This window comes from Candidatus Thermodiscus eudorianus (assembly GCA_015521085.1).
GTDB lineage: Archaea > Thermoproteota > Thermoprotei_A > Sulfolobales > Acidilobaceae > Thermodiscus > Thermodiscus eudorianus.
The window spans coordinates 151887-175715 of the sequence record WAOW01000006.1 but is presented as its reverse complement, the minus strand read 5'-3'; the positions used below and the strand labels follow the sequence as shown (position 1 = coordinate 175715).

The window sequence follows — 23829 nt, the reverse complement described above, 5'->3', positions numbered from 1 at the left end:
AGCTCCTAGAAGTAATCTCTCAAGCCGCTACTCTTCCACCTCTCAATCACTTCCCTCCGAGACACGTCGTCTTCACCGGGCAATGGCGGCCTTACTAGGTCGCTTCCGAGCAGGCCCTCGAAGGCCAGGATAGCCTTTATTCCTCCCTGGACGCTTCTAGCCGGTTCTAGGACCCAGTCCAGCTTGAGGAGGAGTCTGTGGAGTTTCATCGCCTCGCGCAGCCTCCCGTCAACTAGAGCCTCTACAAGGGCAGTGTGTAGCTTTGGGGTCAAGTTCGACCCGGCCACGATGCCGCCATCTCCCCCAGATAAGATATTATAGGCTAGGAGCTGGTCGAAGCCCGAGTACACGTGGAAGCCGCTGTAGGCCTTCTTCGCCTCTTCTATGAGGCGTGCCTGGTACTTTACATCGGCTACTGTAGCCTTGACCCCTATGATGTTATCTTCCTCCGCAAGAGAAATTACAAGGTCTACGGGTATGTGGATCCCGGTGTGGGAGGGTATGTTGTACACGAGTATAGGCGTCTCTAGGTTCCTTGAGAGCCACCTGTAGAAGCCCTCGATCGCGTACACTGGAGCCGGATAATAGTAAGGTGGCGGTATCACGAGGACGTCTGCACCAGCCGATCCAAGCTCGCTAGCCTCCTGGAGCACCAGGTACGGGTTGGGCCATCCAGACCCTGCCAGCAACGGCACCCGCTCTCCAACACCCTTTCTAGCAGCCGCCAAGAGCCTCTTCTTCTCCTCCGGCATTAACAGCGGCATCTCGCCAGTGGTGCCTGCTATGAACACGCCTACTCCTTCCCTGGCAAGGCGTGACGCTAGAGCCTCGGCTCCGTGCGTGTCGATCGTGAGGTCTTCGTTGTAGGGAGTTACCATCGGCGCTATAATCCTAGTCAGCTCATGACCCCGCAATCAGCTCCACCAACCCTCAAGTGTAGACCCTTGAGTTTAAGGGCGTGTGGAATATCCCCTAGCCTCTTTGTACAGCATCATCTTCTGGGCTAGCTCCGGCAAGTTATCGACTGTGGAGCCCGGGGGCTGGCCTTCGAGGTCCATGAAGGCCCTAGCTATGTTTAGGACTATCCTCTCCCCCTCGCTCCAATCCGATATAGGGCCGTTTCCAATCCTCTTGGCAACCTCTAGAGGGTCTCTCACGCCGAGCCTATAGAAGTGGGATGTCCCTTCCATAACGTGTCGGAGGTAGGCGATGAGCGTCTCTAACACGTCCTCGCCGGCAAGCGGTCCGTGGCCTCCGACGATCGTGTATCCCCGATACTCTCGCCTCAGCGCTTCAAGGGCGTTGATCCACTCCTTCACACTCCCATCGATGGCTAGCGGCGTTACCTTGTTGAACACCAGGTCCCCAGCGAATACTATGTTGCTCCGCGACAACTCTACCACTATGTCCCCTATCGTATGCGCTGGCCCCATATGCCTCACAATCAACCTGCCCCTAGGCGTGTTCACGACAACCCTGTCGCCCACGGCGATGTTCGGTATAGTGTACTTGGACCCAGTGAAGTCTAGCTGGGGGAAGAAGGGCTTGTAGATGTCTGGGGCCACGTCCTTCAGAGCTTCCACTAGGCTTGCCGCCTGCTCGTGCATGATGGATATCGCCTCAAAGACGTGGTTCCCCCATGCATGGTCTCCGTGGTGGTGCGTGTTAATCACGAGGCCCGGCCTAGGGAGCCCTAGCTCCTCAATGATGCTTCTCACGGCCTTGGCCCTGGGCTCGTTATACTGGGTGTCCACCACTATCGTGTAGTCTCCCGCGTCGATTAGCCCAGTATTGCTCCGGAACCATCCACCATCAACATCTATCAGGGCGTAAACCCCTGTATCTAGTTCCTCGACCCTGCACCATTCACACCCAGGCACTTCATGCACCCCCGTCGAGCTCCTCATGCCAGGCTAGCCTGTGGTCCCGAGTAGGGTTTCCTTGATCCACTCGGCCTCTAGCCCAGCTATTTCTTGGATGAGCGGTGGCTTGTAGATGTCGAAGTGGCCTGCATCGTATGATTTTACGTCCACTTTGCCCGGTATCTTCTCTATAACCTCCCTAGCTAGGCTTGGCGGCGTGGTCTTATCCCTCTCGGCCAGTATGACGAGGAAGGGCTTGTTTATGAGATGCGCGTAGTCGCCGGGGTTATATGCTAGTACGCGCTCTATGCTGTCAAGGGTCACCCTGTTCTCGAACCATGGAATCTTCCCGGCGATCTCACTGTAGTATTCGTAGGCCTCCGTCGTCATTATGACTGAGGGTCCCTCCCTGGATACGATTGGTATATATGCTGGCTCGCCCCTACAGCAGGGCTTCCTGCCCTGCTCGGCTAGAAGCATCACGGGCTCCAGGCTCCCAAAGTAGGTCAAAGCGGTCTTGTAGCTGTATACGTTCGGCACTTGTGCTATCCCGCACTTGACCCCGGGCTGGGGGAACGCCAGTAGCGTGAACACGTGTCCCCCCGAGAAGCTCGTCCCCCAGACACACATGCTGTTCCCGTCTATGAAGTCTAGGTCCTGCATGTAGGACACCGCGCATCTATAGTCTGCCACCTGATCCTCCGGGTAGAGCGCCTGTCTAGGCTCTCCTTGGCTCCTCCCGAACCTCCTGTAGTCGAAGGCCAGAACCGCTATGCCCTTCTCAGCGAACACGGGTCCATAATCGTCTGAGTGGGCCTCTTTAACCATGCCGAAACCCATACCCATTACCAGGCCCGGAAAGGGTCCCTCCCCGGCGGGCTTGTAGAGGATCCCATGGCAGTCCACGCCACTACACGGGAACCATACCTCAAGCTTCTCATAACCGGTCAAGGGCCTTCACTGTTTGGTGGATAGTGTGTTTTATGTGGGATAAAATCCTATGTCTCCAGGGGCCTCTAGGGCTCCACCCGCTCCTTTAGCCGTCTCAGCCTCTCCTCTACGCGTTCGAGCTCTTCCTCTAGGAATCTCTTGTAGCTCTCCAATGCCTGTATCTCGGTTTCCCTGGGGATCGGTGGGTAGGCCGGTATCACCGTTGGTGGGGGAGCTATAGCTTTGCTGGCCCACAGGGAGGAGAGCATCCACATGTACCAGTATCTACAGAAGCCACGGGGCCAGGGCCTTCTCCAAGCTCGCCAAGCCATGTCCTAGCACCCCATTTATTCTCATGGCTTCCAGAGGATTTATCTTGGGGCTCTTTCCCGGGGAGCCTGTTCACTGTTCTTGCAATGGCTTCCTACCGGTGATAATGTGTGTCTGTTAATGTTGTTTTGCGTAGATTAGATTAAGTACCTCTTCCCCGGGTACATGGGTCTGGTATGGGGGTTTAGAGGGGTTTGACGCTTCCAAAGGCTACGGTGAAGTTCGTCGAGGCCTGGTACGCCCTTGGCCATATCCGGGACGACAGTGTCGTGGCTATATCCGGTTTCAACATGCCGTTAACCCCGGAGTACCTTATCCAGGGGCTCTATCATCTCTACAGGACCACTGGCCATCCTAGGAACCTATTCATTGTGTCCGACACCTTTCCGGGCACGCCTGGGAGGGGTCTAGACTGGGTCGCGGAGAAGCTGTACAGGGATGAGGGAGAGCACCAGGAGTTCATTAGAGGCATGCTAGTCGCATACTATGGATGGAGCAAGTGGCTACAGCTTATGGCAGAGAAGAATCTCTTCGAAGCCTATACATGGCCTATATGTGTTCTAGCCAGTTGGTTCAGGGATGTGGCCTCGGGAAAGCCAGGCACCATATCCAGGGTTGGCCTTGGAACCTTCATTGACCCCCGGTTTGATGGCGGGGCCCTCAACGACTTGGCCAAAGAGAGGATGACCGCTAGGACCGAAGTCATAGTCGTTGACGACGAGGAATATCTTATGTACAAGGCGCCGCTACCCACGGTAGCATTAATCCGGGGTAGTAGGGCTGACGAGCAAGGGAATATCAGCCTAGACGAGGAGGGAGTGGTGGGCCCAGTACTGCAGATAGCCCAGTCTGCCAAGGCCAAGGGCCGCCGGGGCATAGTCATCGCACAGATACTATACCCGGTTAGGAGCGGCACCATAGAGCCGAAGAAAGTCGTGGTCCCAGGACCCATAGTCGACTATATAGTCCGGGCTCCCCCCGAGAGGCACTGGCAGAGCGCCTCTATCCCGTACGATCCCAGGATAAGCGGCCAGGTATCAGTTCCCATGGAGTACCTGGACGTCAGGCCCGAACCCCTCTCCGCCAAGAAGGTCATAGCCAGGCGAGTACTCCTGGAGATGGTCGAACTCGTGAAGAAACGCGGCTCGTACATAGTTGTGAATCTAGGGGTGGGGATTCCGAGCCTGGTTAGCACGCTAGCCGCCGAGGAGAATATATCCGACCTAATCATCCCGACGGTCGAGTCCGGGCCCTGGGGCGGTATACCGCTACACGGCCAGGACTTCGGAGTGGCCATTAGCCCCAGGGCGATAATCCCGTTAAGCGAGCAATTCGTCTTCTACGAGGGAGGAATCATAGATGCAGCCAGCCTAGGATTCCTACAGGTGAACCAACAGGGACACGTAAATGCAAGCATATTGCCGGGTAGGCTAACCGGTCCAGGCGGGTTCCCATGCATAAGCATGGGCGCCCCCAGAATATACTTCGCGGGGCGCTTTACCGCTGGCAAGCAGAATATACAAGTCGGAGAGGACGGTTTGAAGATAATAGAGGACGGCCCCATTAGCAAATTCGTCAAAAAACTCTACAAGACCCTCTACTGTCCCTGTGAGGCCGTCGAACAGGGCAGGGAACACCTCTACATTACGGAGAGAGCGGTGTTCAAGCTAACCCACAAGGGACTGGAGCTTGTAGAGGTAGCCCCAGGAGTCGACTTGGAGAGGGATGTAATTGGGAGAATGGAGTTCGAGCCAGTCATATCAAAGGATTTGAGGTATATGGATAGAAGGATATTCAGCAAGGGTAGAATGGGCATAGAAAGGGAGGTCAGGGAGAGCCTCAAGGCCTAGTCGCTCAACCAGAACTCATAGCCACTCCTCCTTAACTCGTCGATTATCAGCTTAATAGCGTCCCTGCCTGGGACCTCGACTGTTATAGAGACTAGGGCAGACCAAGCCGGTATATTCTGGCTCGTCCTATCATGGAAGATCCCTATAACGTTCCCGCGATGCGATGCAATGACTTCGAGGACTGTCTTCAACTGGCCCGGAGCGTCTGGCACGAAACCAGTTATCTTGGCTAGCCTGCCAGCCTTGGCCAAGCCCCTCAGGGTTATCCTGTATATGTGGGTCAAGTCGATGTTACCACCGCTCACAACTGCTATTGACTTCCTATTCCTCACAGCGGGGATCTTCCCATGTATCATCGCTGCTAGAGCGGCGGCTCCAGCACCCTCTGCTAGGACCTTGCCCCGCTCCAGGAGAAGGTATATGGTGTGGGCTAGCTCGTCCTCCTCGACTAGGGTCACCCCGTCCACGGCCTCCCGTATAATCTGGAAGGTTATTGTCCCGAGCCTCTTCACTACCAAACCGTCGGCTATCGTAGGCTTGGGCTCTATGGTGACTGGCCTGCCCTCCTTTAGCGAGTAGAGGGTTTTAGGCGCCGCGGACGGCTCGACTCCGTAAACGCTGATATCGCGCTTGTATGTCTTTAGGACGGATGCGAGCCCTGAGATTAGTCCGCCTCCCCCTATAGGAGCTACCACGGCTTCGAAATCGTCCATCTGTTCTAGGAGTTCGAGGGCTATGGTCCCTTGGCCCGCTATTATGTCGGGATCGTCGAATGCATGGATTAGGGCGTATCCCTTCTCTTCGGCTATCTTCTTGGCGACCTTAAGCGTCTCGTCATAGACGCGCCCAGCTAGTATTACCTCCGCTCCATAGTTCTTGGTTGCCTCTATCTTGGATATACTCGCCCCCTCTGGCATGACAATTATGGTTTTGAGGTTGAATATGCGCCCCGCGTATGCGACTCCCTGTGCATGGTTGCCGGCGCTAGCCGCTACAACTCCGTTGTACTCGTCTTTTATCTTGTAAACCTTGTAGAGTGCTCCTCTTGCTTTGAAAGCGCCAGTCTTCTGTAGGTTCTCGTATTTCAAGAGTACCCTTGCTTCGGCCATTTTAGAGAATGTGGTCGATTCTTCGAGGGGGGTCACGTGTATATACTCTCTTATTACCTCGCTGGCCTCTCTACTGCGCCTGGCGATATCGTGTATTAGCCCGGTAGCGTCTCCCAATTCTCGCCTACCTCAGCAGACGTATGCTATGGCTTCTATCTCTAGGTCGGAGTCCAGGGGTAGGTCCTTCACTCCTACGACTACCCTAGCGGGTTTCACCCCTGTAAAGTACTCGGAGTATATCTTGTTGAACTCGGGGAATCTCGTAATGTCGCGGAGATATACGGTGACCTTTACCACGTTATCTAGCGAGGCCCCGGAAGCCTCTACTATCGCCTTAAGGTTATCTAGAACCCTATGCACGGCTCTCTGGAAGTCTTCCTTGATCAACTCTCCCGTCGAGGGGTCGATGGGGATCTGGCCAGATATGAATATGAAGCACCCGGCTTTCACCGCTTGGCTATAAGGTCCAACGGGCCTGGGAGCCTTGTCGGTGAAGATACCCTCTATTCTACTGTTCTCCTCCAAGGAGGATGCCACCTATGATGTCTACTATTGGTGTTTATAGGTCATAAACCCTATGGTTGAAGGCCTGTTTCCTAATTATCCCTGAATACTAGGTGTTTATGCGAGTTTCGAGGAGAACTCTCTGACTAAATCATCACCCTTCTTCTTTATCTCATTCACGAATTCATTGTACTTCTTCTCAAGCTTCTCCTCGGCTCTTTCTAGGGTCTTCTTCGACTCTGCAGCTAGCTTCTGGCTCAGCTTATCCAATACCTCCTTCGGGAGCTCCATTCCTTTATCCACCCCCTGCTCGTCTTGGCGGCTTCCTAAAATAAATCTCTTAGGAACTCCAGGTAGGATCGGAGTGGAGTCGTGGACGCGTTAGCTCGTGTCGAGCAGGGGAGGGTGGTTATATCGGAGTGTGTCAGTACGCGTTTCTGTAATCAATTGAGGAGTGCTGGCGCCTTACGCGGTGATAACGAGGTTAATGTTCTTGAAGCAGCGTATCAGTTGGTGCGTGGTAGGCTAGAGGTGCAGGGTTATGGGCAGGGTTGGCTTGGTGGTCTTAGGCTTGTCTCGGATCTTATAGGGGATATTGATTACTTCATTGTTTATTATGATTTGAGGCGTCGAGGTAGGAGGGTTCGCCAGGGAGTTAGGCCGAGGACGTTGATAGTCTCGCGGGGCGGGGCTAGAGACTATGAGGTGCTGGTGTTGAGCGAGGGGACCCCGACGTCCTTCGGTTATTTGTCCGAGTGGAGCCGGTTGTCTGTTAGAGACGGGTTTATTCCTGTTGTGGCGATCGTTGACGGCTATGGGATTGTGGCTTATTACGAGGCTAGGAGTGTATCTACGCTAACATAAACTACATTCTAGATACTATTATACATAATATAAATGATATAGCTGATGGTATTAGCGAGGGAATCCTACCTCTCCACAGTATTGTTGCCGGTATTGGCGTTAGTGGCGATAGGGCCACTATACTCTTCTCCAAGACCTCAACTAGGCTGGCATCAACGCCAAACTGCTGTGCGCCCGACGCCAGCCCCCCTATAGCCTTTACAATATAGACTGCCACGGCGGAAACCACAGTCGCTATAGCGGCCATCACGAGGCCTTGACCGCGTACAGACGCTACCGCTTCTCTCGCTTCCTCTATTATCCTTAAAATGTTGGAAACAGCTTCGCCGATGCCTAGCTTGCCGGCATATGCAAGCGCGGATAACAGGGCTCCTATAGCCCTCGTAGCCACGGGTTTGGCCTTGGCTAGGTCTTCCTCTATGAATCTACCGTATCTAGCGCTAACCGCGACTTCTCTGAGCACGTTTATAGCCGTCCTTTCCACCTCCTTGTATCTAGTGTACACTAGTTCGAGTAGGGTTAAGCCTGCTAGGAGTATTACGAGGGCTGGTATGGCTCCCGCGAGGTAGTATGATAGGCCTGATGCTAGTGCTGTGGTAAGGGCTAGGGTGATGTATTGGAGACCGAGCTCTAGGTCTCCTATTCCAGGCCTCATGAGGGTCAGTATTATGGTGGCTAGTGGAGAGAGGATCGCTGGTATGAGGACTACTCCCGGGGTCACGCCTGAGGACAATATGCTTAAGGGGGCTATAGCTACAATCGCTATTACAAACGCCACAAGTGCTTCTATAATCCCTCTCCCAAGCTCGACATAGGATCTCCACTGGCTCCGGGTTTCAGACACGGCTTTTTCCAGGAGTTTTAATGTAGCTTGACTCCTCGGAGAGCCGAGCTCGTGAGAGTGTATATAGTCGGTTATTATATCGCGGAGGCTCCTGGAGGGCGTGGTTTCAGAGAGCCTCTTCAGAGAGGATATAGGATCTAGGCCCGAGTTGTTGAAGAATCTCAAGCGTTCGGCCTCCCAACGGAACCATGGAAAATATCTTGGCGGTGCATTGGCCAGTACATCAGCCAAATACTTTGGTCCTGCCGAGTAGGGTAATGCGTATGCTAGAAGCGATGGTATCTCTCTGTCTATGCCTGTAGCTAGAGCGAGCTTCCACAGCCTAGGCATTGTATATATAAAAATTATTAATAATATAGGTACTAGTGGTAGTATGAGGTTGAAAGGATAGCTGACCACGAAAGATATAGGCGACGCAGCCGATATCGCCATCGACGCTACTAGTAGATACCTGGTAGTATAGCGTAGCCTAGTAGTCATAGTCGGGCCGAACTCCTCGACACTTACACGGTCTCTCGCAACACTTTCGATACCTCTCTTGATAATATTAATTATACCAGCTATCAAGAGGTAACACCATACTTCTCCGCATAGAACTTGGCCAAGCTCGCCATGAAGGTTTCCCGGGGCAGGTTAATGCGTTCCTCAAGGAATCTAGCCCTTTCATCGAGCTCCGCCTCTAGAGAACCAGAAGGTAGGCCTAGGTTGATCCACGCGTTCCTCAGAGCTTCACTCCTCTCCACCACCTCAGAGGCCTTATCGGGCAGTATCTTATCGATACTGGGATTCCACTCGAACACAGGGGTTAGTTCGTCGTCTTGGATCTCGACTATACTAGTTACACGTCTCAGGAAGCCTCCCCCTAAGACTGGGATTCTACGTACATGGACGAACGACGTTATTATCTTAAGGAACAAGGGCGGCAGATTAATTGGATCCAGTCTAAGTCTCAATATCGCAGCCTCCGCTGAATCGGCGTGGAATGTCGTTATACTACCGTGGCCGCTAGCGGCTGCCTGAGCCAGTAGCCTTGCCTCCCGCCCTCTGACCTCACCCACTATGACGTGATCCGCTCTCCTCCGCAGGGCGAATCTAAGCAGATCCTCTAAGCCGATATCTTCGATCTCTTCACCTGGTATCCGGGGCCTCGTCACAAGAGAATCCCAGTGTCTGTGGTAGAGTCGTATCTCGGGTGTATCCTCGATAGTCACAATTCTATGATGTGGTGGTATCAGCCCGGATAGTGCCTGTAGCAACGTCGTCTTGCCAGCCCCCATGCCTCCTATTATCATTATGAAGCTGTGCGCTTCTATTAGGATCCAGAGGTAGGCTGCGGCTAGTGGGGTTATGACTCGCGTGGCTAATAGGTCGACTATTGTTAGGGGCTTGTCGGGATACTTCCTCAGCACTATGGTTGTGCCGTGCCTCGTTATTTCCCTGCCTATGGTAACAGCGATCCTATGCCCGTCTGTGGTTATGCCTTCCGCGTATGGTGTTGCTAGGCTTACGATTCTCCCCGCTTTCCTAGCTAATTGTATTGCTATAGAGTCAAGGTCTGCCTCGCCCAGCGTTAGGTCGACGTCAATCCAGTAACCCGGTATAAGTCTATGGATTACGCTGACATGTCTTCCAGGACCATCGACTGCTATCTCCTCTATGTTATCGTCGATTACCAGCGGATATAGCTTCCCGTAGCCACTGGTCTTCTTCCTAGCATAGTAGGTTTCCACCTCGTTTGCTGGCTCCTCCAAGCCAGCTATTATCTCGGCTATTCTATCAGCAGGGGGTTCTTTAGGCTCAACTATTTTGAGGCGTGGAAAACCCTCGTCATCGCTATATACATAGTACTCTACGGGGCCGTGGCGGTAGTGTATTCTGAGGCTGGAAGGGGGGATCGCGATTGCATCCTCTCCTAGGGGTTCACGTGGCGGTGAATGTTTCGAGGAAACCTGGCTTCTACTTATTTTTTGAAAAAATTTTTGGAGGGGGTTCAATTGCTACCCCCTACTTGTTTATGGGAACCGGCTCTGAGCGATGAGTTTCGCCGTCGGCCTTGTAGATAACGTATACGAAAGCCGGGTTCTTGGTGGTCTTCATGAGCACAGTGGTCTTGTCGCCGGGCTCAATGGGTATGTTTATGGTGGTCGATCCTAGTGGTGTCGCCGGGATACTGTTCCCGTCCGAGTCTAATAGGAACACGCCTGTAAGGGTTATCGGGTAACTGTACTGGTTTGTGACTGAGACTTTCACAATCGTCGCGTTCTCGTTGAGCACGATGGCGTTAGCGGTCACCATGACGTCTTGTGAGAGTGTCTTCACGTTGGATAGACTGCTCTGGAAGTATTGGTAGACTAGCACTCCTCCTAGTACGGTGGCACTTATCAGCAACACAGACGCTATCAGGGGTGAGAGTCCCCTCCTCTTCCTACTCATGCCCCTTCTCATGGCGCTTCATCGATTAGTCTAGAATGGCTTGAGGGGGTGATTGGTGTTTGATCATTTAATTATTTATAAACCCATAGACTCTGCAGGGGTGCCAGCCCGATGGAGCCCATCGAGGATGTCAAGGTCGAGCCAGGGGCTAGCGTCAGGGACCTCTTAGAATGGTACTCTCGCATACACGGATTTATGGCTGGTCACATAGTGGAGGCTGTCAACATACTAAAGGAGGGTTTAGAGAATTCCGGTCTACGTATACTCACGTTTACGGCGAACCTGGTCTCGACAGGGCTACGCGGTATATTCGCCCAGTTAATTAGAAACGGAATCTTCAATGTTGTTTTCACCACTGCAGGAACCCTAGACCACGACATAGCTAGGAGTAGAAGAGACTATTACAAGGGCTATTTCGAGGCCGACGACTCCCTCTTAGCAAAGAAGGGGGTGCACAGGCTTGGAAACATCTTCATACCTGTAGAGAACTATGGACCCGTGGTAGAGGAATTCGTCAGAGAGCTAGTTGCGAGAGCTAGAAGCCTAAGGGAACAATGGAGTCTCTACGAGCTACTTGATCTGGCCGGCCAGATGATAGATGACGATAATAGTATCTTGAAAGCAGCCCATGAGAGCAAGGCCAAGGTATTCGTGCCCGGCTGGCCAGATGGTGCCTTCGGCACGGCATTATTCATGGAGAAGCAAGCGGGCAGGGGGATTCAAGTGGATTATATGCTAGACATGAAGACGCTCTCGGACCTATTCTTTCCGGGTAAAGGAAAGGCTACAGCACTGATAATAGGTGGGGGAATCAGTAAACACCACGCTATATGGTGGAGTCAATTCAGGGGAGGCTTAGACTACGTAGTCTATATCACAACTGCCCCGGAATACGATGGGAGCCTGAGCGGTGCCCGGCCGAGGGAGGCAGTATCTTGGGGAAAGCTGAAACCGGATGCCAAGAAGACAGTGGTATATGCGGATGCGACGATAGTACTCCCGATACTAGCCTCGGCCTTGATAGAGTCTACATGAATATCAGCAAGCTACTCCCCTCATACACACGGAAGGAGAAGGCAACGATACTAGGACTCGACCCATCGCCAAGCGGTACAACCGGATACTTCCGCCTAGAGTTAGAGGATAGTAGAATTGTGCGATGCACGCATGGAGTAGGCCAGCTATACGATGTGTTATCAGGCCCCGGCCCTCCTACACTAGTAGTAATTGACGCACCCCTAGCCCTCCCCTACAAGGGATTTAGAAGGGTCGAGCGTAAAGCAATCAAAACCCTGGGAGTGCGGCTACTCCCTGGATCCTTAAAGGGGATGAGAGCTCTTACGAGGCTCGGCCTCTCTCTCCTATGGCTTCACGAGGAATCCGCCTCTCTGCCGATAGAGACCCACCCGGGGTCGACGCGATTAATACTCGACTTGTCCCTTGAGATCCCTAAATCTGATACTAATGACGCGTTTATAGCTGCCGTGACGGGCTACTGCCTAGCCAATAGTAACTCTATAGTCATTACAGGTGTAGATGGAGTCATGGTTTTCCCTAGAAAAGATTGTAGGAGAGTGTTCGTGGAGTTGTTTAAAAGATGTTTTGATACTACTTTTTGATGCCCCAGAGCTTCTTGATTATTACCTTGAACCCGGCACTGACGCTATCTAACACCTTTGGATGTAGCTGCATTCTAACCCTCTCTGGCGGCGGGTAGTCCTGGCTCAGGTCTAGTGCTGTTGCTAGGGCGTGTGTGAGGAGCTTATGAGCCCCCTTGTATGGGTCCTGCTTTATGAATCCCTCGAAGTAGGGGATCCACTCCTGCGGCTTCCTACTCCTCCTTATCAGTACGATGAACCCGCCTACGACGGGGCCTATCTCGGGTTTCAGCCTATAGTACTTGTATCTCTTCTCGTCTCCTCCCTCCTCGGTCGTGTACTCGTACTTCTTCAGTACTTCTACCATGGTTTTGAATATCTCTTCAGCCATCCGCCCGCCCATGCGTATCATTGTTGACTCGCGTGTCTGCGGGGTGCTGCTTCTGAACTGTATTACCGGTCCCCTGGCTGTTCTCCTTAGGACTAGCTTCCAGCTCCTGTTCTCAAACATTACTCATTCACCTCTTGGTTGAGCCTCACTATTATATTATCGTGAGATCAAGGGTTTATATATGTCTCGGTTATCGTGGCGGGAGCAAAAACCAAAATATAACATTATATATTTATTTATGGGGGTAATACGTACATACATAAACCAACGCTATCCTTAAGTAGCCTAGTACAGTTATAAGGGAGGCTAAACAAGTTGTTATATGGAAATATAGGTGCAAGCATCTTGCCAGGCCAAAATGGCGGGTCGCTCAAGCGAAAGATCCAGAGGCTCGGAGCCTCATCCCTAATAGTTACCCTACCCAAGGAATGGGCCAGGAGGAACAAGGTAAAGGTAGGGGACATGCTCCATATCTATGATAGTGGAGATAAACTCATCATAACCCCCGAGAACGCCTCCGTGAAAATCAGCCTGGAATTCAACCTGTCCCACTTCAGCGTGGAGAAACACTCCTCCCGTATAACCCTATGCACGTACGTCTTCGGCTTCGACAGTATAAAATTCAAGTCAAGTAAAAATATAAAGGAGCACATAATAGAGCGTCTAAGCAAAATGGAGGATCTACTACCTGGAACGAGGATATCACTGGTAGAGAAACATCTAATAGACATAGACCTCGGCGAGAAGGACCACGACCTCTTAAACCTACTAATGGAGTACGGCAGAAGTATAAGCCGTGTACTAAACAGGCTCTCAGGCTTCCTACAGGGCAAGGTAGACCTAACCAAGGAGGACCTGGACATCGAGTACAGTAACCTCCTAAGCACCAACTACCTACTCCTACGTACCGCAAATAGTTTGAAGTCGATAGACATCCTCGAAGACAAGCAGGCAAGATACATGGTAAGCGCAACCAACCTAATAGGCATCGTGAACGAGTCCGTGTACAAGTTCGGAGTAGACCTCCTGTACATGATAGACCATCTCAGCAAGAACGAAAAGGAGAGGCTAGCGTTCCTACTCCAGGTACTAGAAGTCGCAGTCTCAACAGTGGTCCTCAGCCTCGAACCCCCAAGCGTCAAGAAAGCAGAGGAATCCTACTGGAAGGTCCGGAGCATACTAGACTTGGAGGGGAACCTCAAGGAGGTGATCGAGGAAGACAGCCCAGCCTTCGCATACCTACTAGCAAAAATAATCGATATAGCCAGGATAATCGATATAGCCGAGAACGTAATACTATGCCACGCACTCATAACAAAGTTCAACGAAGCCTAGCCACATCTAAATCCCCACATGAATAGTATCTTTAGACAGGAGGGCGGCAATGCAGTGGAACCCCGATAAAGGAGCCCGCACAGGGGGCTATGAAGGCACTCCGCATCGCGGAGGCCGCCCTCTAATAATACTATACCACCAGGACTTCCTCCTACACGACCCAACCCCCATATACCACCCCGAAAACCCTGAGAGGCTAGCACTAGCCACCGCTTCCCTGAAAGCCGTAGGAGGCATTACATGGAGAGAGCCGGAGCCAGAGGATGCAAAAGAGAGGTACTCGATGGTCCACGACGAACACTACATAAACCTGGTGTACGACGCTGCTGAAAGAGCCTTCGAGCCGGCATGGATCGACGCCGATACATACGTTGTCAAGGGAACCATAACCGCTCTAGAGAGACTAGCCGGCGCTGCCACAGAGACCGTAGAACTCCTCCTAGCTGGCCGAGACGCGTTTATCCTGGGAAGGCCGCCAGGCCACCATGCAGGTAGAAGGGGGAGGGCCCTAGGCGCCCCTACCCTCGGATTCTGCATTTTCAACACGTCCGCACTGGTCTCCAAGATGCTCAGCGAGAAGGGGCGGGTTGCCGTACTGGACTTTGACCTACACCATGGTAACGGGACTCAAGACATCCTATGGAATGATGGCATCGTCCACATAGACATACATCAGGATCCGTCAACCATATACCCTGGAACCGGATTCCCATGGCAGAGCGGTGGCGTCAGGGGCACGAAGATCAATTTAATCGTGCCACCCGGATCAGGGGACGACATCTACCAGGAGGCGGTAACCTACGCGTTCGATCTAATCCGGGATTATGATCCCGACTACCTAGTGGTCTCAGCCGGGTTCGACGCCTACCAGGGGGACTACGCTGGTATGAAGGCAACGAGATACACATACAGTCTAATCGGGGGCCTCGTGGGGCGCCTCGACGCCTCTGTGGCGATAGTCCTGGAGGGTGGGTATGAGGCCGGGTTGAGGGAGGGTCTGCCTGCCTTCGTCGCCGGGGTGACCAGAGGCCATAGTCTTGGGGAGCCGGTAACAGCCTCCGGAAAATGGCAGTGGGAACGATTCCGGTATTGGATGGAGAGGTTGAGGGAGGAACTGGAGGGTCGGCGTGGGTAATACTAACTTTTAAGTAACCTGTACCGATATATTGTAAACCGAGTGGTGTTCGATCTTGGCACACCCGACCTCGATTGGCTCGTTTGATAGATCACTGCTCTATGAAGCAGTTGACAGGGCCCTGGCTGATGGAGCAAGCTATGCAGAGGCCCGCTATCATAGTATAAGGGGGTTCTCCTTCGTCTTAATGAATGGCATGCTGATCGGGACAAGCTACACTGACTCTACAGGCGTGGCGGTTAGGGCATTATACAATGGGGGCCTCGGGTTCTCGTCCACCGACTCCCTCCGGCGGGATCACGTACTAGAGGCTGCTGCTAAAGCGGTTAAGGGCGCCAGGTCTGCCGCGGCGATGGGTGGTAGCAGGATAGGATTATCTGAAGAGAGGCTTGGAAGGGCTAGGTATGAGGCGTCTCAGGTAAAGCCGCTGGATGGCATTGAGGACTGGGACAAGATAAGCGTCATACAGGAGATATACAAGTCGATAAACCTGGACATCGGGGTTGAGGTCAAGAACGTGCTCATCGGGTTCAGCTATGAGTTCGAGGATAAGATCCTGGTAACTAGCGATGGGGCGCTTGTCGAGTCGCGTATACCAAGGGTGGGCATGTTCTACTCGCTAACTACGCAATACTCTGGCGAGAGGGCTAATAGATGGAACCAGCTCGGCGGAGTAGGCGGGTTAGAGCTAGTGAGGGACCTGAAACTGAAGGAATCCATAGAGGATGACCTGGCAAGTCTCAAACTCTACTTGACCAAGGCCGGCAAGCCTCCAAAGGGCAGGATGGACGTGGTACTGGGCCCGGAAGTCGTGGGCCTCGCGGTCCACGAGTCAGCGGGCCATCCCAGCGAAGCTGACAGGGTGATGGGGAGGGAAGCCGCCCAAGCGGGGCTGAGTTACAGGAGGAGGATGAAGCCGGGCGAGGTTATAGGTAGCGAGTATGCAACGGTCATTGACGACCCTACTATCCCGGGTAGCTATGGATTCTACCTCTACGACGACGAGGGAGTCCCAGCCAGGCCAAGGTACCTTATTAGAAACGGGGTTCTAGAAGAGTATCTCCACAACCGCGAGACGGCCTATGCCATGGATACGAAGAGCAACGCTGCTGCGAGGGCCAAGGAATGGTGGGCTGAACCCATAGTGAGGATGGCTAACACGTACTTTGCCCCCGGGGACTATTCGTTCGAGGAGCTGGTGGAGGATGTCAAGCATGGCGTCTACATAAAGAAGTACATGGAGTGGAACATAGACGACTACAGGTGGATCGCCAGGTACGTGGGGTTTGAGGCCTACGAGATAGTAGATGGAAGGATAGGGAGGCCCGTTAAGAATCCAGCCCTGGAGGTAAACAGCAAGGAGTTCTACTCCGGTGTAGATGCCGCTGGCAGGGACCTGGAGTTCCAGGCTGGAACATGTGGCAAGGGAGAGCCTGGACAAGGGGTCCCGGTATGGTTTGGGGGTCCCCATGTAAGGCTTAGGGGGGTGAGGATAATATGAACCCGGTCGAAATAGTCGAGGATATAGTCAGAGTCGTAAAAGGCAGAGTGCCCGAGTACATAGTAATCGTAAACGAGAACACCTCCTCAATGCTGAAACTAGCCAACGGAGAGCCCAGCATCATCCAGTCGTGGAGGGAATACACGGTATCGCTATACGCCGCTAAGAACAACAAGATCCTAATCTCCAGCTTCAAATTCACGGCTCCAGAAGAGGCTGTCAAGAGGTCTATCGATATAATAGATAAACTACAGCCATCCCCACTCTACGCCCCACTACCAGAACCCACCGGTAAACCATTCAGCAACGTCGACGAGAAAATAATCGAAATGGCAGGGTCCAGCGATCTATCCACGCTCATAGAGGACCTAGAGCTGGAAGCCCTAGGCAATGCCGCTGGCATGATCACAGTAAGCCTGGAGAGGACAGCGCTTGAGACGAGTAACGGGGGCATGCTGGAGGGAGAGAGGACCCACTTCAACGGCTATATGAGGGTCTTCGTAGCGGACGACACGAGTGGACAGTGGAGCTGGACTTCGACACGCTACGACCCGAATCTAGCCAAGAAGGCTATATCCACCGCAGAGAACCTCGCCAAGGAGTGCGGCAAGCTCCCCAAAGTGAAGCTAGAGACCGGGGTTCACCGCGTCCTACTGTCTCCAATGGTGGTCGGCAACCTCATGGAGGCTACAGTGAGGGCGGCTTCCGGGGCCGCAGTGATATTTGGCATGAGCTTCTTCCGCAATGACGAGGTGGGCGGTGGTGTTGCAAGCGAGAAGCTGTCGCTCCTGGATAGGCCCCTCAACAAGGATCTACCCGGGTACACGTTGTTCGACGAGGAGGCCGTAGAGACTAGGGACAAGTACATCATTGAGCGCGGCGTCTTGAAGACGTTGCTACATAATTCCAAGACGGCAAAGCTATTGGGAGGCGAGACTACCGGTAACGCGGGCCTACTATGGCCTAGGCCCTTTAACTTAGAGATCGAGCCGGGCGACATGAAGGATGCGGAGATGCTAGAAGTCCTCGGAGACGGTGTGTATGCTACCAACAACTGGTACACCAGGTTCCAAAACTATACTGAAGGCCTCTTCTCGACTGTGACAAGGGACGCATTGTTCGTGGTGAAAAGGGGTAAGCCCGTTGGATGCAGCAATAGGGTTAGGATAACCGGCTCGATGAGAGAGTTACTATTAAACATTGAGGGTGTAGGCACGACGAGATGGCCCATCGAATGGTGGGAGGTTGCAACGCCAAGTCTACTACCACATATACTAGTATCCAAGGCAGGCATAACGAGTGAATAAGGGCCTCCCGGGCTCCAGCAGGCCGTGGTCCACCCTAGCCATTGACCAGGAATGATGACGCCATGGGGGCTAGCATAGTTATAACGGCTCCCTGGCCGAGTGCAAGCAACGCGGCGCTGGGCCCGCCGAACTTAACCACGACTGGCAGCCCCGTGTCCATGGTTGTCGCTCCCCCTATTGAAACCCCCCGGCAGGACCATCCACGCGCCGCTAAGACCGGGTATATCGATATATGGAGTATCTCGCGGAGAAGGTTTGCTAGGAAGGCGACGAGTCCGAGGACAGGGTCATGCAACGCTATCAGCGGCCCGGCAAGACTGTACCAGCCTGAAACCAAGCCTATAACCGTGGCAAGCCTCGGGTCCTCGTTCAACGCCAGCGATGTCGCATAGCCTGCAAACCCTCCAGCCGCCATGACGCTCAAGCCGAGCGCTATGCCGGATAGAGCCTCTCTACCGCTTGGCAGGCCCTTCTCGCTCCACATTCCTCCAATAGCGAAGCCGGCTGAGAGTACGAGGATATAGAGTAGGAGCTTTACAAGGTATTCGCTAGGCTCTACTATACTCGTTGCTCCCAGTACGAGACCCGCCACTAGCGAGAATACGACACCTACTAGGTAATGGGAGTGTTTTACTTGCATAGCAGACCAGCCTTCCAGAGGATAGTCGCCGCGAGGAGGCTAGCCGCGGCTGGCAACATAAGGTATACTAGGGTCTCTATGGCAAGCCTGGGTAGAAGGAAACCCATACTAGTTACTAGACGGCCTGCCTCTAGCCCGACGAGGAGTACTATCCCATATACTGTCACGGACATCGCCTTCTCAGCTCTACCAGCCAGGTCCCTATACCCCAGGGTAGATAGCAGGTAGCCGCTCACGATTCCAGCAATCAGTAGTACGACTAGCATCATCTTCCTAGCCGACCTCCATCGTCCATCCTTCAGAACCTGCTACCAGCTTAACCTATAAACGTCCTACGAGATAGTAAATGCGTGGGTGCCTCGTGGAAGGACCCTCTACTCCGGCGGGGATGTAGGGATTGGTGCTTGATGGTGTAAGGAAGGCTGTCGCCAAGTTCCTTAAAGGCGGGGGGACTTATGAGAAGGCTGTCCAGGAGTTCATAAAGGATTTACAGAAGGAGCTGATAAAGGCCGATGTCAACGTGAAGCTAGTCTTCCAGCTCACGAAGAAGATCAAAGAGAGGGCTTCAAAGGAGAAGCCCCCGCCCGGAGCAAGCAGGAGGGAATGGTTCATCAAGATAGTCTACGAAGAGCTAGCCAAGCTCTTCGGAGGCGACAAGCAGCCAAAGGTGACTCCACCAAAAACCCCCTGGATCATACTACTCGTCGGAGTCCAGGGTAGTGGAAAAACAACCACAGCTGGGAAGCTAGCCTACTACTATACCAGGCGCGGATACCGTGTCGCATTAGTATCCACGGACACCTACAGGCCCGGCGCCTTGGACCAGCTAAAGACGCTGGCGGACCAGGCCGGAGCCATATTCTATGGAGAGGATAGAGGCGACCCGGCCGAGATAGCGAAGAGGGGAATCGAGCATGCCCTGGAGCGGGGGGCTGAGATAATTATAGTAGATACGGCTGGGAGGCATGGTTTCGGCGATGAAGAAGGGCTTCTCCGGGAGATGAGAGAGATAGCCGAGGCTATTAAGCCGGACGAGGTGATACTCGTCCTCGACGCGGCTATAGGCCAGAAGGCGTATGACCTGGCAAGGAGGTTTCACGAATCAACTCCCATAGGCTCATTGATCGTTACGAAGCTCGATGGGACCGCGAGGGGAGGCGGCGTATTGTCCGCCGCGGCCGCTACCGGGGCCACGGTAAAGTTCATCGGGACTGGCGAGAAGATCGATGAACTGGAACCCTTTAGGCCGGCGATGTTTGTTGGGAGAGTCCTCGGCCTAGGAGACCTTGAGGCGCTATTGGAGAAGTTGAGGGGACTGGAGGAGGCCAAGGAGCTTGAAGAGGCCATGGAGGACATCTTCAAGGGCAGGATTAACATGCGCGTAGTCTATAGGCAGTTGAAGAGCATGAGGAAGATGGGGCCTCTATCGAAGGTCCTACAGATGCTCCCCGGATTCGGCTTGATGGCCCAGCTAAACGAGGAGACGGCTAGGCTTGGGGAGGAGAAGATAAAGAAGTGGCTGGCCATAATTGAGAGTATGACCTATGAAGAGCTCGATAAACCTGAGATAATAGATAGGAGCCGCATGAGGCGTATCGCATTTGGATCAGGGACCACAATGGACGATGTCAAGGAGCTACTCGTATACTATAAGAACCTCAAGCTAATGATGAAGAAGCTGAAACGGGACAGAAGGCTCCTGAGAAGGCTGGGGCTAACATGAACTGGGAAGGCTACAGCCGGGTACACATATACCCTAAACCGCGTAACATTAGGGAAGCATCCAGGTTCCTAGCGATGTCGCTCCTCATAAGCAACGGCATAAGAAAGAACACGGTCTCGGTGACCAGGCTAGATGGTAAATGGATAATTGCATCCGGCGACAAGCTACGCCACCTAAGACCTGATGCCGATACAAGCGAGGGCTGGGTCAGAGCTGTATTGAAGGGCAAGAAGCTCGGCGCGATACTGCTAGATAATATACAGGTTCCGGGAGAAGCGGCTCTTATAGTCCATAGAGTAGGGGCGGGTGGAGAAAGTCTACGCCGCGATGGATTAGCCGGAGAGAGGATCTTCTGCTACTTGGAGGGCGAGGATGAGGCGGTGGAATGCCCTGTTAGGGCGCGTAGTGTTTATAGTGTTCCGGCATGGGGTGTTTGGAGGTCTGCTGTCCTCGTGAATATTATCTTGGATCGCATCGAATCCGGCCTGGGTCCCTGTTAGGCCTGCTTCTCCCTGATGCGTATTATCTTCGGCCTACCCATTATCAGCCAATACTCGACAGTCACGCCTGGCTCTAGTCTACCAGCTAGGTTCGAGTCCTCGCCTGGCTTCTCTACTTCGAAGGTATCGAAAGTCTCCATATCCATGACCTGGATCATGTCTCCCATGTCGGCAATTACCTGTCCAATCCTCTTCTCTATAACAGGCACCTGGACTCTTGTATCGACTGGGGCAACAAGGGTTTTCTTCTGGCCTGAGAAGACTCCTATAGCCACTACGTGGGCCTTGGCGCTTCCGTGTTTCCCGGTCTTGGCCCTCGTGATCTCGACTATCCTGCAGGGCTCACCGTCGATCACTATGTAGCTACCCTTCTTCAACTCACCTAGGCTAGCGTAGTTCACGCTCATACACTACACCCGCATATCGGAGTAGACGTGCTTTCACTTATAAGCAATCACAGGGTTGGGGCTCGGCGCTCTTGAGCAGTCTCCATCCGTCTAGTCGGTTCCCGGGTTCCCCCTCATAGCCCTATTAGTACGCTTAGCCTACTTCAAGTTTTTATCTTGCCTAGGCTAACGGCTTATATGGTTATTCTAGAGGTGTTAGAGGGCCTTGACAAGTCTATTTGACTCGGAGGAGATCAGGCTTCTACGCAGTAGTGTGAGGGAGTTCGGGGAGAAGTACCTGGCGGGAATCGCTAAGAAGATTGACGAGTCCAACGTGGTCCCCGACGATATTATTAAGGCTGTCGCCGAGATGGGCTACTTCGCGCTACGTGTGCCGGAGGAGTATGGGGGGCCTGGCCTCTCTACGCTGGAGAGCGCTGTGGTCGTAGAGGAGCTGGCAAGATACTCTAGCGCCGTAGCTATAATGGCTACAGTCTCCGGCACGATGGTGGCGTATCCGCTAGTTCACTATGCAAGCGACGAGATAAAGGAAAGATACCTAACCCGCCTGGCGAATGGGGAGCTAGGTGCCTTCGCGCTGACAGAGCCGTGCTGCGGCACCGATGCAGCCTCGATAACGACGAGGGCCGTCCTGGACGGGGATGAATGGGTTATAAACGGCAGGAAGGTCTTCATCACGAATGCTCCATATGCGACATTCTTCCTGGTGGCCGCCCGTACTGGGAAGCCCGAGGACAGGCACAGGGGCGTGTCTGTGTTTGTTGTTGACAAGAGCGACTGTATCGAGGTCTCGAAGCTTGAGATGATGGGTTACAGGGGGAGCGGGACTAGCGAGGTGGTCTTCGAGGATTGCCGCGTCCCGAAGGAGAACATGGTCGGAGAGGTTAACAAGGGCTTTAAGATAATCATGGACGGGCTCAACGAGGGCAGGATAATCACGGCCTCAACAGGGCTAGGCATAATGCAAGCAGCCTTCGAGGAGGCACTGGAGTACAGCAAGCAGAGGACATCCATGGGGAAGGCATTGATAGAGCACCAGATGGTCCAGCACATGATAGCGGAGATGAAGGTACTACTAGAGGCTTCTCGCCAGCTCATATACACGGCAGCGGTTAAAGTCGATCGAAACGAGCCGGACTATCCCATGTGGAGTAGCATGGCCAAGCTAGCAGCGGCGAAATGGGGCGTAGACCTGGTCCGGATGGCCATGCAGGTCATGGGGGGTATAGGCTACAGCAAGGAGAGCACGATCGAGAGACACTACAGGGATATAAAGATGATCGAGATAGGCGACGGCACCAATGAAGTCCAGAGAATGGTCATCGTAAAGGCGTTGCTTGGAAAGGTCCGTGCACCCAAAGCATAGCCCCGGAGTCAGGGAACCCGGGCGGTGCCTAGATGGCAGTGATAGTACTCCCGAGGAGGATAATCTGGAACGAGGGCTCGGCCGAGGCCCTAGTAGCCCTCGCAAGCGACCTGGACGCCTCCAAGATACTAGTGGTTACCGACAAGGTCATAAGGAGTCTAGACTGGTTCGACGCGATGATGAACACACTGGCTTCAAACGGCTTAGAGGTCGAGGTCTACGTCGAGGTCGATCCAGAGCCCAGTCTGGATGTGGCAGACGAGGTGGCTAATGCTATCCGAAGGGTTGATCCAGACCTCCTATTAGCCGTTGGGGGCGGGAGCGTCATAGACGCGGCGAAGGCCGGGAAGATAAGGTTTCTCCGGCCCGATACCAGTATAGAGGATATCGCTCCCTTTAACCCGCTCCGGATAGAGTTTGAGAAGCCCATACTTGTCGCGATGCCTACGACCGCTGGCACGGGGAGCGATGCGAGTTTCGGCATAGTGTTGACTAAGGTGGGGGAACGGGGTAGAGAGAAGATAGATGTAGCCAGCTACGATATAATACCCTACGCCACTATCCTAGACCCAAGACTGCCTCAATCAGCGCCGAGGAGCATTATAGTAGGGGCGGCGCTCGACGCGCTGGGACACGCGCTGGAAGCCCTAGTGGCTAACCAGGCTAATCCCTTCACAGACGCGTTGGCTGAGAAAGTGGTCCCGGTTATAATGACTGGACTAAAGGAGGCGCTGGAGGGCGAGATAGACCGCATGGCTGAGATACACATGGCGGCTACAATGGCTGGGATGGCATTTACGAATGGGGGTCTAGGCTTGATCCACGCCATAGCGCATCCCTTGGGCGCTAAGCTAAGGATACACCACGGGACTATGGTTGGTATAGTGATCCCTGCGGTAGTCAAGTACAACTATAAAGATGAATATTCGAAGAGGAAGTATGAAATGGTTAAGACAATCCTGGAATCCGTCTACGGCCTAGAGCCGCGAGATACACTATATGATCACATACTAGCGTTCTACAAGGAGGTCGGGTTCAAGCACAGGATAAGAGACTATGGCGTGGAAAGGTCCAGGTTCGAGGAGGTGATAGACCTGGTCGTGGAGGAAGCCTATCACGATCCATCTATCGCGTACGCAAGACTAATACCGGCGCCCGAGGAGCTCAGGGAGCTACTGGAGTCGCTCTACTAGGCTGCAT

At 53.4% G+C, this 23829-nt stretch carries 26 protein-coding genes; 12 read left to right on the top strand and 14 right to left on the bottom strand.

Annotated features, from left to right (window positions below; all coding sequences use genetic code 11):
- Positions 1-5 precede the first annotated feature (5 nt).
- From F7C38_06310 to F7C38_06295, 4 genes are all read right to left on the bottom strand, one after another.
- Positions 6-914: a dihydrodipicolinate synthase family protein gene (locus F7C38_06310; protein ID MCE4601162.1), complete on the bottom strand. Its 909-nt coding sequence runs from the start codon at positions 912-914 to the stop codon at positions 6-8.
- Positions 915-950: 36 nt separating this feature from the next.
- Positions 951-1880 (bottom strand): MBL fold metallo-hydrolase, encoded by a 930-nt coding sequence (locus tag F7C38_06305; GenBank protein MCE4601161.1) that lies wholly within the window; start codon positions 1878-1880, stop codon positions 951-953.
- Between the two features lie 33 nt (positions 1881-1913).
- Entirely contained in the window at positions 1914-2813 is a 900-nt protein-coding gene (locus F7C38_06300; GenBank protein ID MCE4601160.1) for an alpha/beta hydrolase, read from the bottom strand.
- A gap of 65 nt (positions 2814-2878) precedes the next feature.
- A complete protein-coding gene (locus tag F7C38_06295) occupies positions 2879-3124 on the bottom strand; it encodes a hypothetical protein (protein ID MCE4601159.1) in 246 nt (81 codons plus the stop codon).
- Between the two features lie 192 nt (positions 3125-3316).
- On the opposite strand from F7C38_06295, the gene F7C38_06290 reads away from it, so the two are divergent.
- Positions 3317-4972 (top strand): acyl CoA:acetate/3-ketoacid CoA transferase, encoded by a 1656-nt coding sequence (locus F7C38_06290; GenBank protein MCE4601158.1) that lies wholly within the window; start codon positions 3317-3319, stop codon positions 4970-4972.
- On the opposite strand, the gene ilvA is transcribed toward F7C38_06290, so the two are convergent.
- The 3 genes from ilvA to F7C38_06275 all read right to left on the bottom strand — a co-directional run bounded on the left by ilvA (position 4969) and on the right by F7C38_06275 (position 6876).
- A complete protein-coding gene (gene ilvA, locus F7C38_06285) occupies positions 4969-6198 on the bottom strand; it encodes a threonine ammonia-lyase (protein ID MCE4601157.1) in 1230 nt (409 codons plus the stop codon). The two genes, F7C38_06290 and ilvA, sit on opposite strands and share 4 nt — an antisense overlap.
- A 12-nt stretch (positions 6199-6210) precedes the next feature.
- Positions 6211-6606, bottom strand: a complete 396-nt coding sequence (locus F7C38_06280) for a RidA family protein (protein MCE4601156.1) — start codon at positions 6604-6606, stop codon at positions 6211-6213.
- Positions 6607-6702: 96 nt separating this feature from the next.
- The gene (locus F7C38_06275) at positions 6703-6876 is read right to left on the bottom strand and encodes a hypothetical protein (protein MCE4601155.1); all 174 of its coding nucleotides are present in this window, start codon (positions 6874-6876) and stop codon (positions 6703-6705) included.
- A gap of 240 nt (positions 6877-7116) precedes the next feature.
- Between F7C38_06275 and F7C38_06270 the strand changes: the two genes are divergently transcribed.
- Positions 7117-7449, top strand: coding sequence for a hypothetical protein (locus tag F7C38_06270; protein ID MCE4601154.1), 333 nt, complete (start codon positions 7117-7119; stop codon positions 7447-7449).
- 1 nt (position 7450) lies between these two features.
- Here F7C38_06270 and F7C38_06265 read toward each other — a convergent pair whose 3' ends face one another.
- From F7C38_06265 to F7C38_06255, 3 genes are read right to left on the bottom strand one after another with little or no spacing between them, the layout of a single operon-like run.
- The gene (locus F7C38_06265) at positions 7451-8860 is read right to left on the bottom strand and encodes a hypothetical protein (protein ID MCE4601153.1); all 1410 of its coding nucleotides are present in this window, start codon (positions 8858-8860) and stop codon (positions 7451-7453) included.
- Positions 8857-10287, bottom strand: a complete 1431-nt coding sequence (locus F7C38_06260; protein MCE4601152.1) for a type II/IV secretion system ATPase subunit — start codon at positions 10285-10287, stop codon at positions 8857-8859. Before F7C38_06260 ends, F7C38_06265 begins: the two co-directional genes overlap by 4 nt.
- A gap of 10 nt (positions 10288-10297) precedes the next feature.
- The gene (locus tag F7C38_06255) at positions 10298-10726 is read right to left on the bottom strand and encodes a hypothetical protein (GenBank protein MCE4601151.1); all 429 of its coding nucleotides are present in this window, start codon (positions 10724-10726) and stop codon (positions 10298-10300) included.
- A 111-nt stretch (positions 10727-10837) separates the two neighbouring features.
- Here F7C38_06255 and F7C38_06250 point away from each other — a divergent pair, with 111 nt between their 5' ends.
- Positions 10838-11761: a deoxyhypusine synthase gene (locus F7C38_06250; GenBank protein MCE4601150.1), complete on the top strand. Its 924-nt coding sequence runs from the start codon at positions 10838-10840 to the stop codon at positions 11759-11761.
- The gene (locus F7C38_06245) at positions 11758-12345 is read left to right on the top strand and encodes a hypothetical protein (protein MCE4601149.1); all 588 of its coding nucleotides are present in this window, start codon (positions 11758-11760) and stop codon (positions 12343-12345) included. The genes F7C38_06250 and F7C38_06245 overlap by 4 nt, the downstream gene beginning before the upstream one ends.
- On the opposite strand, the gene F7C38_06240 is transcribed toward F7C38_06245, so the two are convergent.
- Positions 12335-12835 carry a hypothetical protein gene (locus tag F7C38_06240; GenBank protein ID MCE4601148.1) on the bottom strand — a complete coding sequence of 167 codons (501 nt, stop codon included), beginning with the start codon at positions 12833-12835 and terminating at the stop codon, positions 12335-12337. The genes F7C38_06245 and F7C38_06240 overlap by 11 nt on opposite strands.
- 225 nt (positions 12836-13060) lie before the next feature.
- Here F7C38_06240 and F7C38_06235 point away from each other — a divergent pair, with 225 nt between their 5' ends.
- From F7C38_06235 to F7C38_06220, 4 genes are read left to right on the top strand one after another with little or no spacing between them, the layout of a single operon-like run.
- Entirely contained in the window at positions 13061-14050 is a 990-nt protein-coding gene (locus tag F7C38_06235; GenBank protein MCE4601147.1) for an AbrB/MazE/SpoVT family DNA-binding domain-containing protein, read from the top strand.
- Between the two features lie 49 nt (positions 14051-14099).
- Positions 14100-15185, top strand: coding sequence for a histone deacetylase family protein (locus F7C38_06230; GenBank protein MCE4601146.1), 1086 nt, complete (start codon positions 14100-14102; stop codon positions 15183-15185).
- A 55-nt stretch (positions 15186-15240) separates the two neighbouring features.
- Positions 15241-16686, top strand: coding sequence for a TldD/PmbA family protein (locus tag F7C38_06225; GenBank protein ID MCE4601145.1), 1446 nt, complete (start codon positions 15241-15243; stop codon positions 16684-16686).
- Positions 16683-17993, top strand: a complete 1311-nt coding sequence (locus tag F7C38_06220) for a TldD/PmbA family protein (protein MCE4601144.1) — start codon at positions 16683-16685, stop codon at positions 17991-17993. The genes F7C38_06225 and F7C38_06220 overlap by 4 nt, the downstream gene beginning before the upstream one ends.
- 34 nt (positions 17994-18027) lie before the next feature.
- Here F7C38_06220 and F7C38_06215 read toward each other — a convergent pair whose 3' ends face one another.
- Positions 18028-18633, bottom strand: a complete 606-nt coding sequence (locus tag F7C38_06215) for a lysine exporter LysO family protein (protein MCE4601143.1) — start codon at positions 18631-18633, stop codon at positions 18028-18030.
- A complete protein-coding gene (locus tag F7C38_06210; protein MCE4601142.1) occupies positions 18624-18902 on the bottom strand; it encodes a hypothetical protein in 279 nt (92 codons plus the stop codon). The genes F7C38_06215 and F7C38_06210 overlap by 10 nt, the downstream gene beginning before the upstream one ends.
- 128 nt (positions 18903-19030) lie before the next feature.
- Between F7C38_06210 and F7C38_06205 the strand changes: the two genes are divergently transcribed.
- Positions 19031-20356 carry a signal recognition particle protein Srp54 gene (locus tag F7C38_06205; GenBank protein ID MCE4601141.1) on the top strand — a complete coding sequence of 442 codons (1326 nt, stop codon included), beginning with the start codon at positions 19031-19033 and terminating at the stop codon, positions 20354-20356.
- Positions 20353-20856, top strand: a complete 504-nt coding sequence (locus tag F7C38_06200) for a hypothetical protein (GenBank protein MCE4601140.1) — start codon at positions 20353-20355, stop codon at positions 20854-20856. The genes F7C38_06205 and F7C38_06200 overlap by 4 nt, the downstream gene beginning before the upstream one ends.
- Here F7C38_06200 and F7C38_06195 read toward each other — a convergent pair.
- Entirely contained in the window at positions 20853-21263 is a 411-nt protein-coding gene (locus tag F7C38_06195; protein MCE4601139.1) for a translation initiation factor IF-5A, read from the bottom strand. The two genes, F7C38_06200 and F7C38_06195, sit on opposite strands and share 4 nt — an antisense overlap.
- A gap of 205 nt (positions 21264-21468) precedes the next feature.
- Between F7C38_06195 and F7C38_06190 the strand changes: the two genes are divergently transcribed.
- Together F7C38_06190 and F7C38_06185 are read left to right on the top strand one after the other, a co-directional pair.
- Positions 21469-22629: an acyl-CoA dehydrogenase family protein gene (locus tag F7C38_06190; GenBank protein MCE4601138.1), complete on the top strand. Its 1161-nt coding sequence runs from the start codon at positions 21469-21471 to the stop codon at positions 22627-22629.
- Between the two features lie 32 nt (positions 22630-22661).
- Entirely contained in the window at positions 22662-23822 is a 1161-nt protein-coding gene (locus F7C38_06185; protein ID MCE4601137.1) for an iron-containing alcohol dehydrogenase, read from the top strand.
- Positions 23823-23829: the final 7 nt, after the last annotated feature.

Coding starts and splice junctions, on each gene's coding strand:
- F7C38_06295 (MCE4601159.1), bottom strand. CDS start 3,124: ATGGCTTGGCGAGCTTGGAGAAGGCCCTGGCCCCGTGGCTTCTGTAGA.
- F7C38_06275 (MCE4601155.1), bottom strand. CDS start 6,876: ATGGAGCTCCCGAAGGAGGTATTGGATAAGCTGAGCCAGAAGCTAGCT.
- F7C38_06255 (MCE4601151.1), bottom strand. CDS start 10,726: ATGAGTAGGAAGAGGAGGGGACTCTCACCCCTGATAGCGTCTGTGTTG.
- F7C38_06250 (MCE4601150.1), top strand. CDS start 10,838: ATGGAGCCCATCGAGGATGTCAAGGTCGAGCCAGGGGCTAGCGTCAGG.
- F7C38_06245 (MCE4601149.1), top strand. CDS start 11,758: ATGAATATCAGCAAGCTACTCCCCTCATACACACGGAAGGAGAAGGCA.
- F7C38_06240 (MCE4601148.1), bottom strand. CDS start 12,835: ATGTTTGAGAACAGGAGCTGGAAGCTAGTCCTAAGGAGAACAGCCAGG.
- F7C38_06230 (MCE4601146.1), top strand. CDS start 14,100: ATGCAGTGGAACCCCGATAAAGGAGCCCGCACAGGGGGCTATGAAGGC.
- F7C38_06220 (MCE4601144.1), top strand. CDS start 16,683: ATGAACCCGGTCGAAATAGTCGAGGATATAGTCAGAGTCGTAAAAGGC.
- F7C38_06215 (MCE4601143.1), bottom strand. CDS start 18,633: ATGCAAGTAAAACACTCCCATTACCTAGTAGGTGTCGTATTCTCGCTA.
- F7C38_06210 (MCE4601142.1), bottom strand. CDS start 18,902: ATGATGCTAGTCGTACTACTGATTGCTGGAATCGTGAGCGGCTACCTG.
- F7C38_06200 (MCE4601140.1), top strand. CDS start 20,353: ATGAACTGGGAAGGCTACAGCCGGGTACACATATACCCTAAACCGCGT.
- F7C38_06195 (MCE4601139.1), bottom strand. CDS start 21,263: ATGAGCGTGAACTACGCTAGCCTAGGTGAGTTGAAGAAGGGTAGCTAC.
- F7C38_06185 (MCE4601137.1), top strand. CDS start 22,662: ATGGCAGTGATAGTACTCCCGAGGAGGATAATCTGGAACGAGGGCTCG.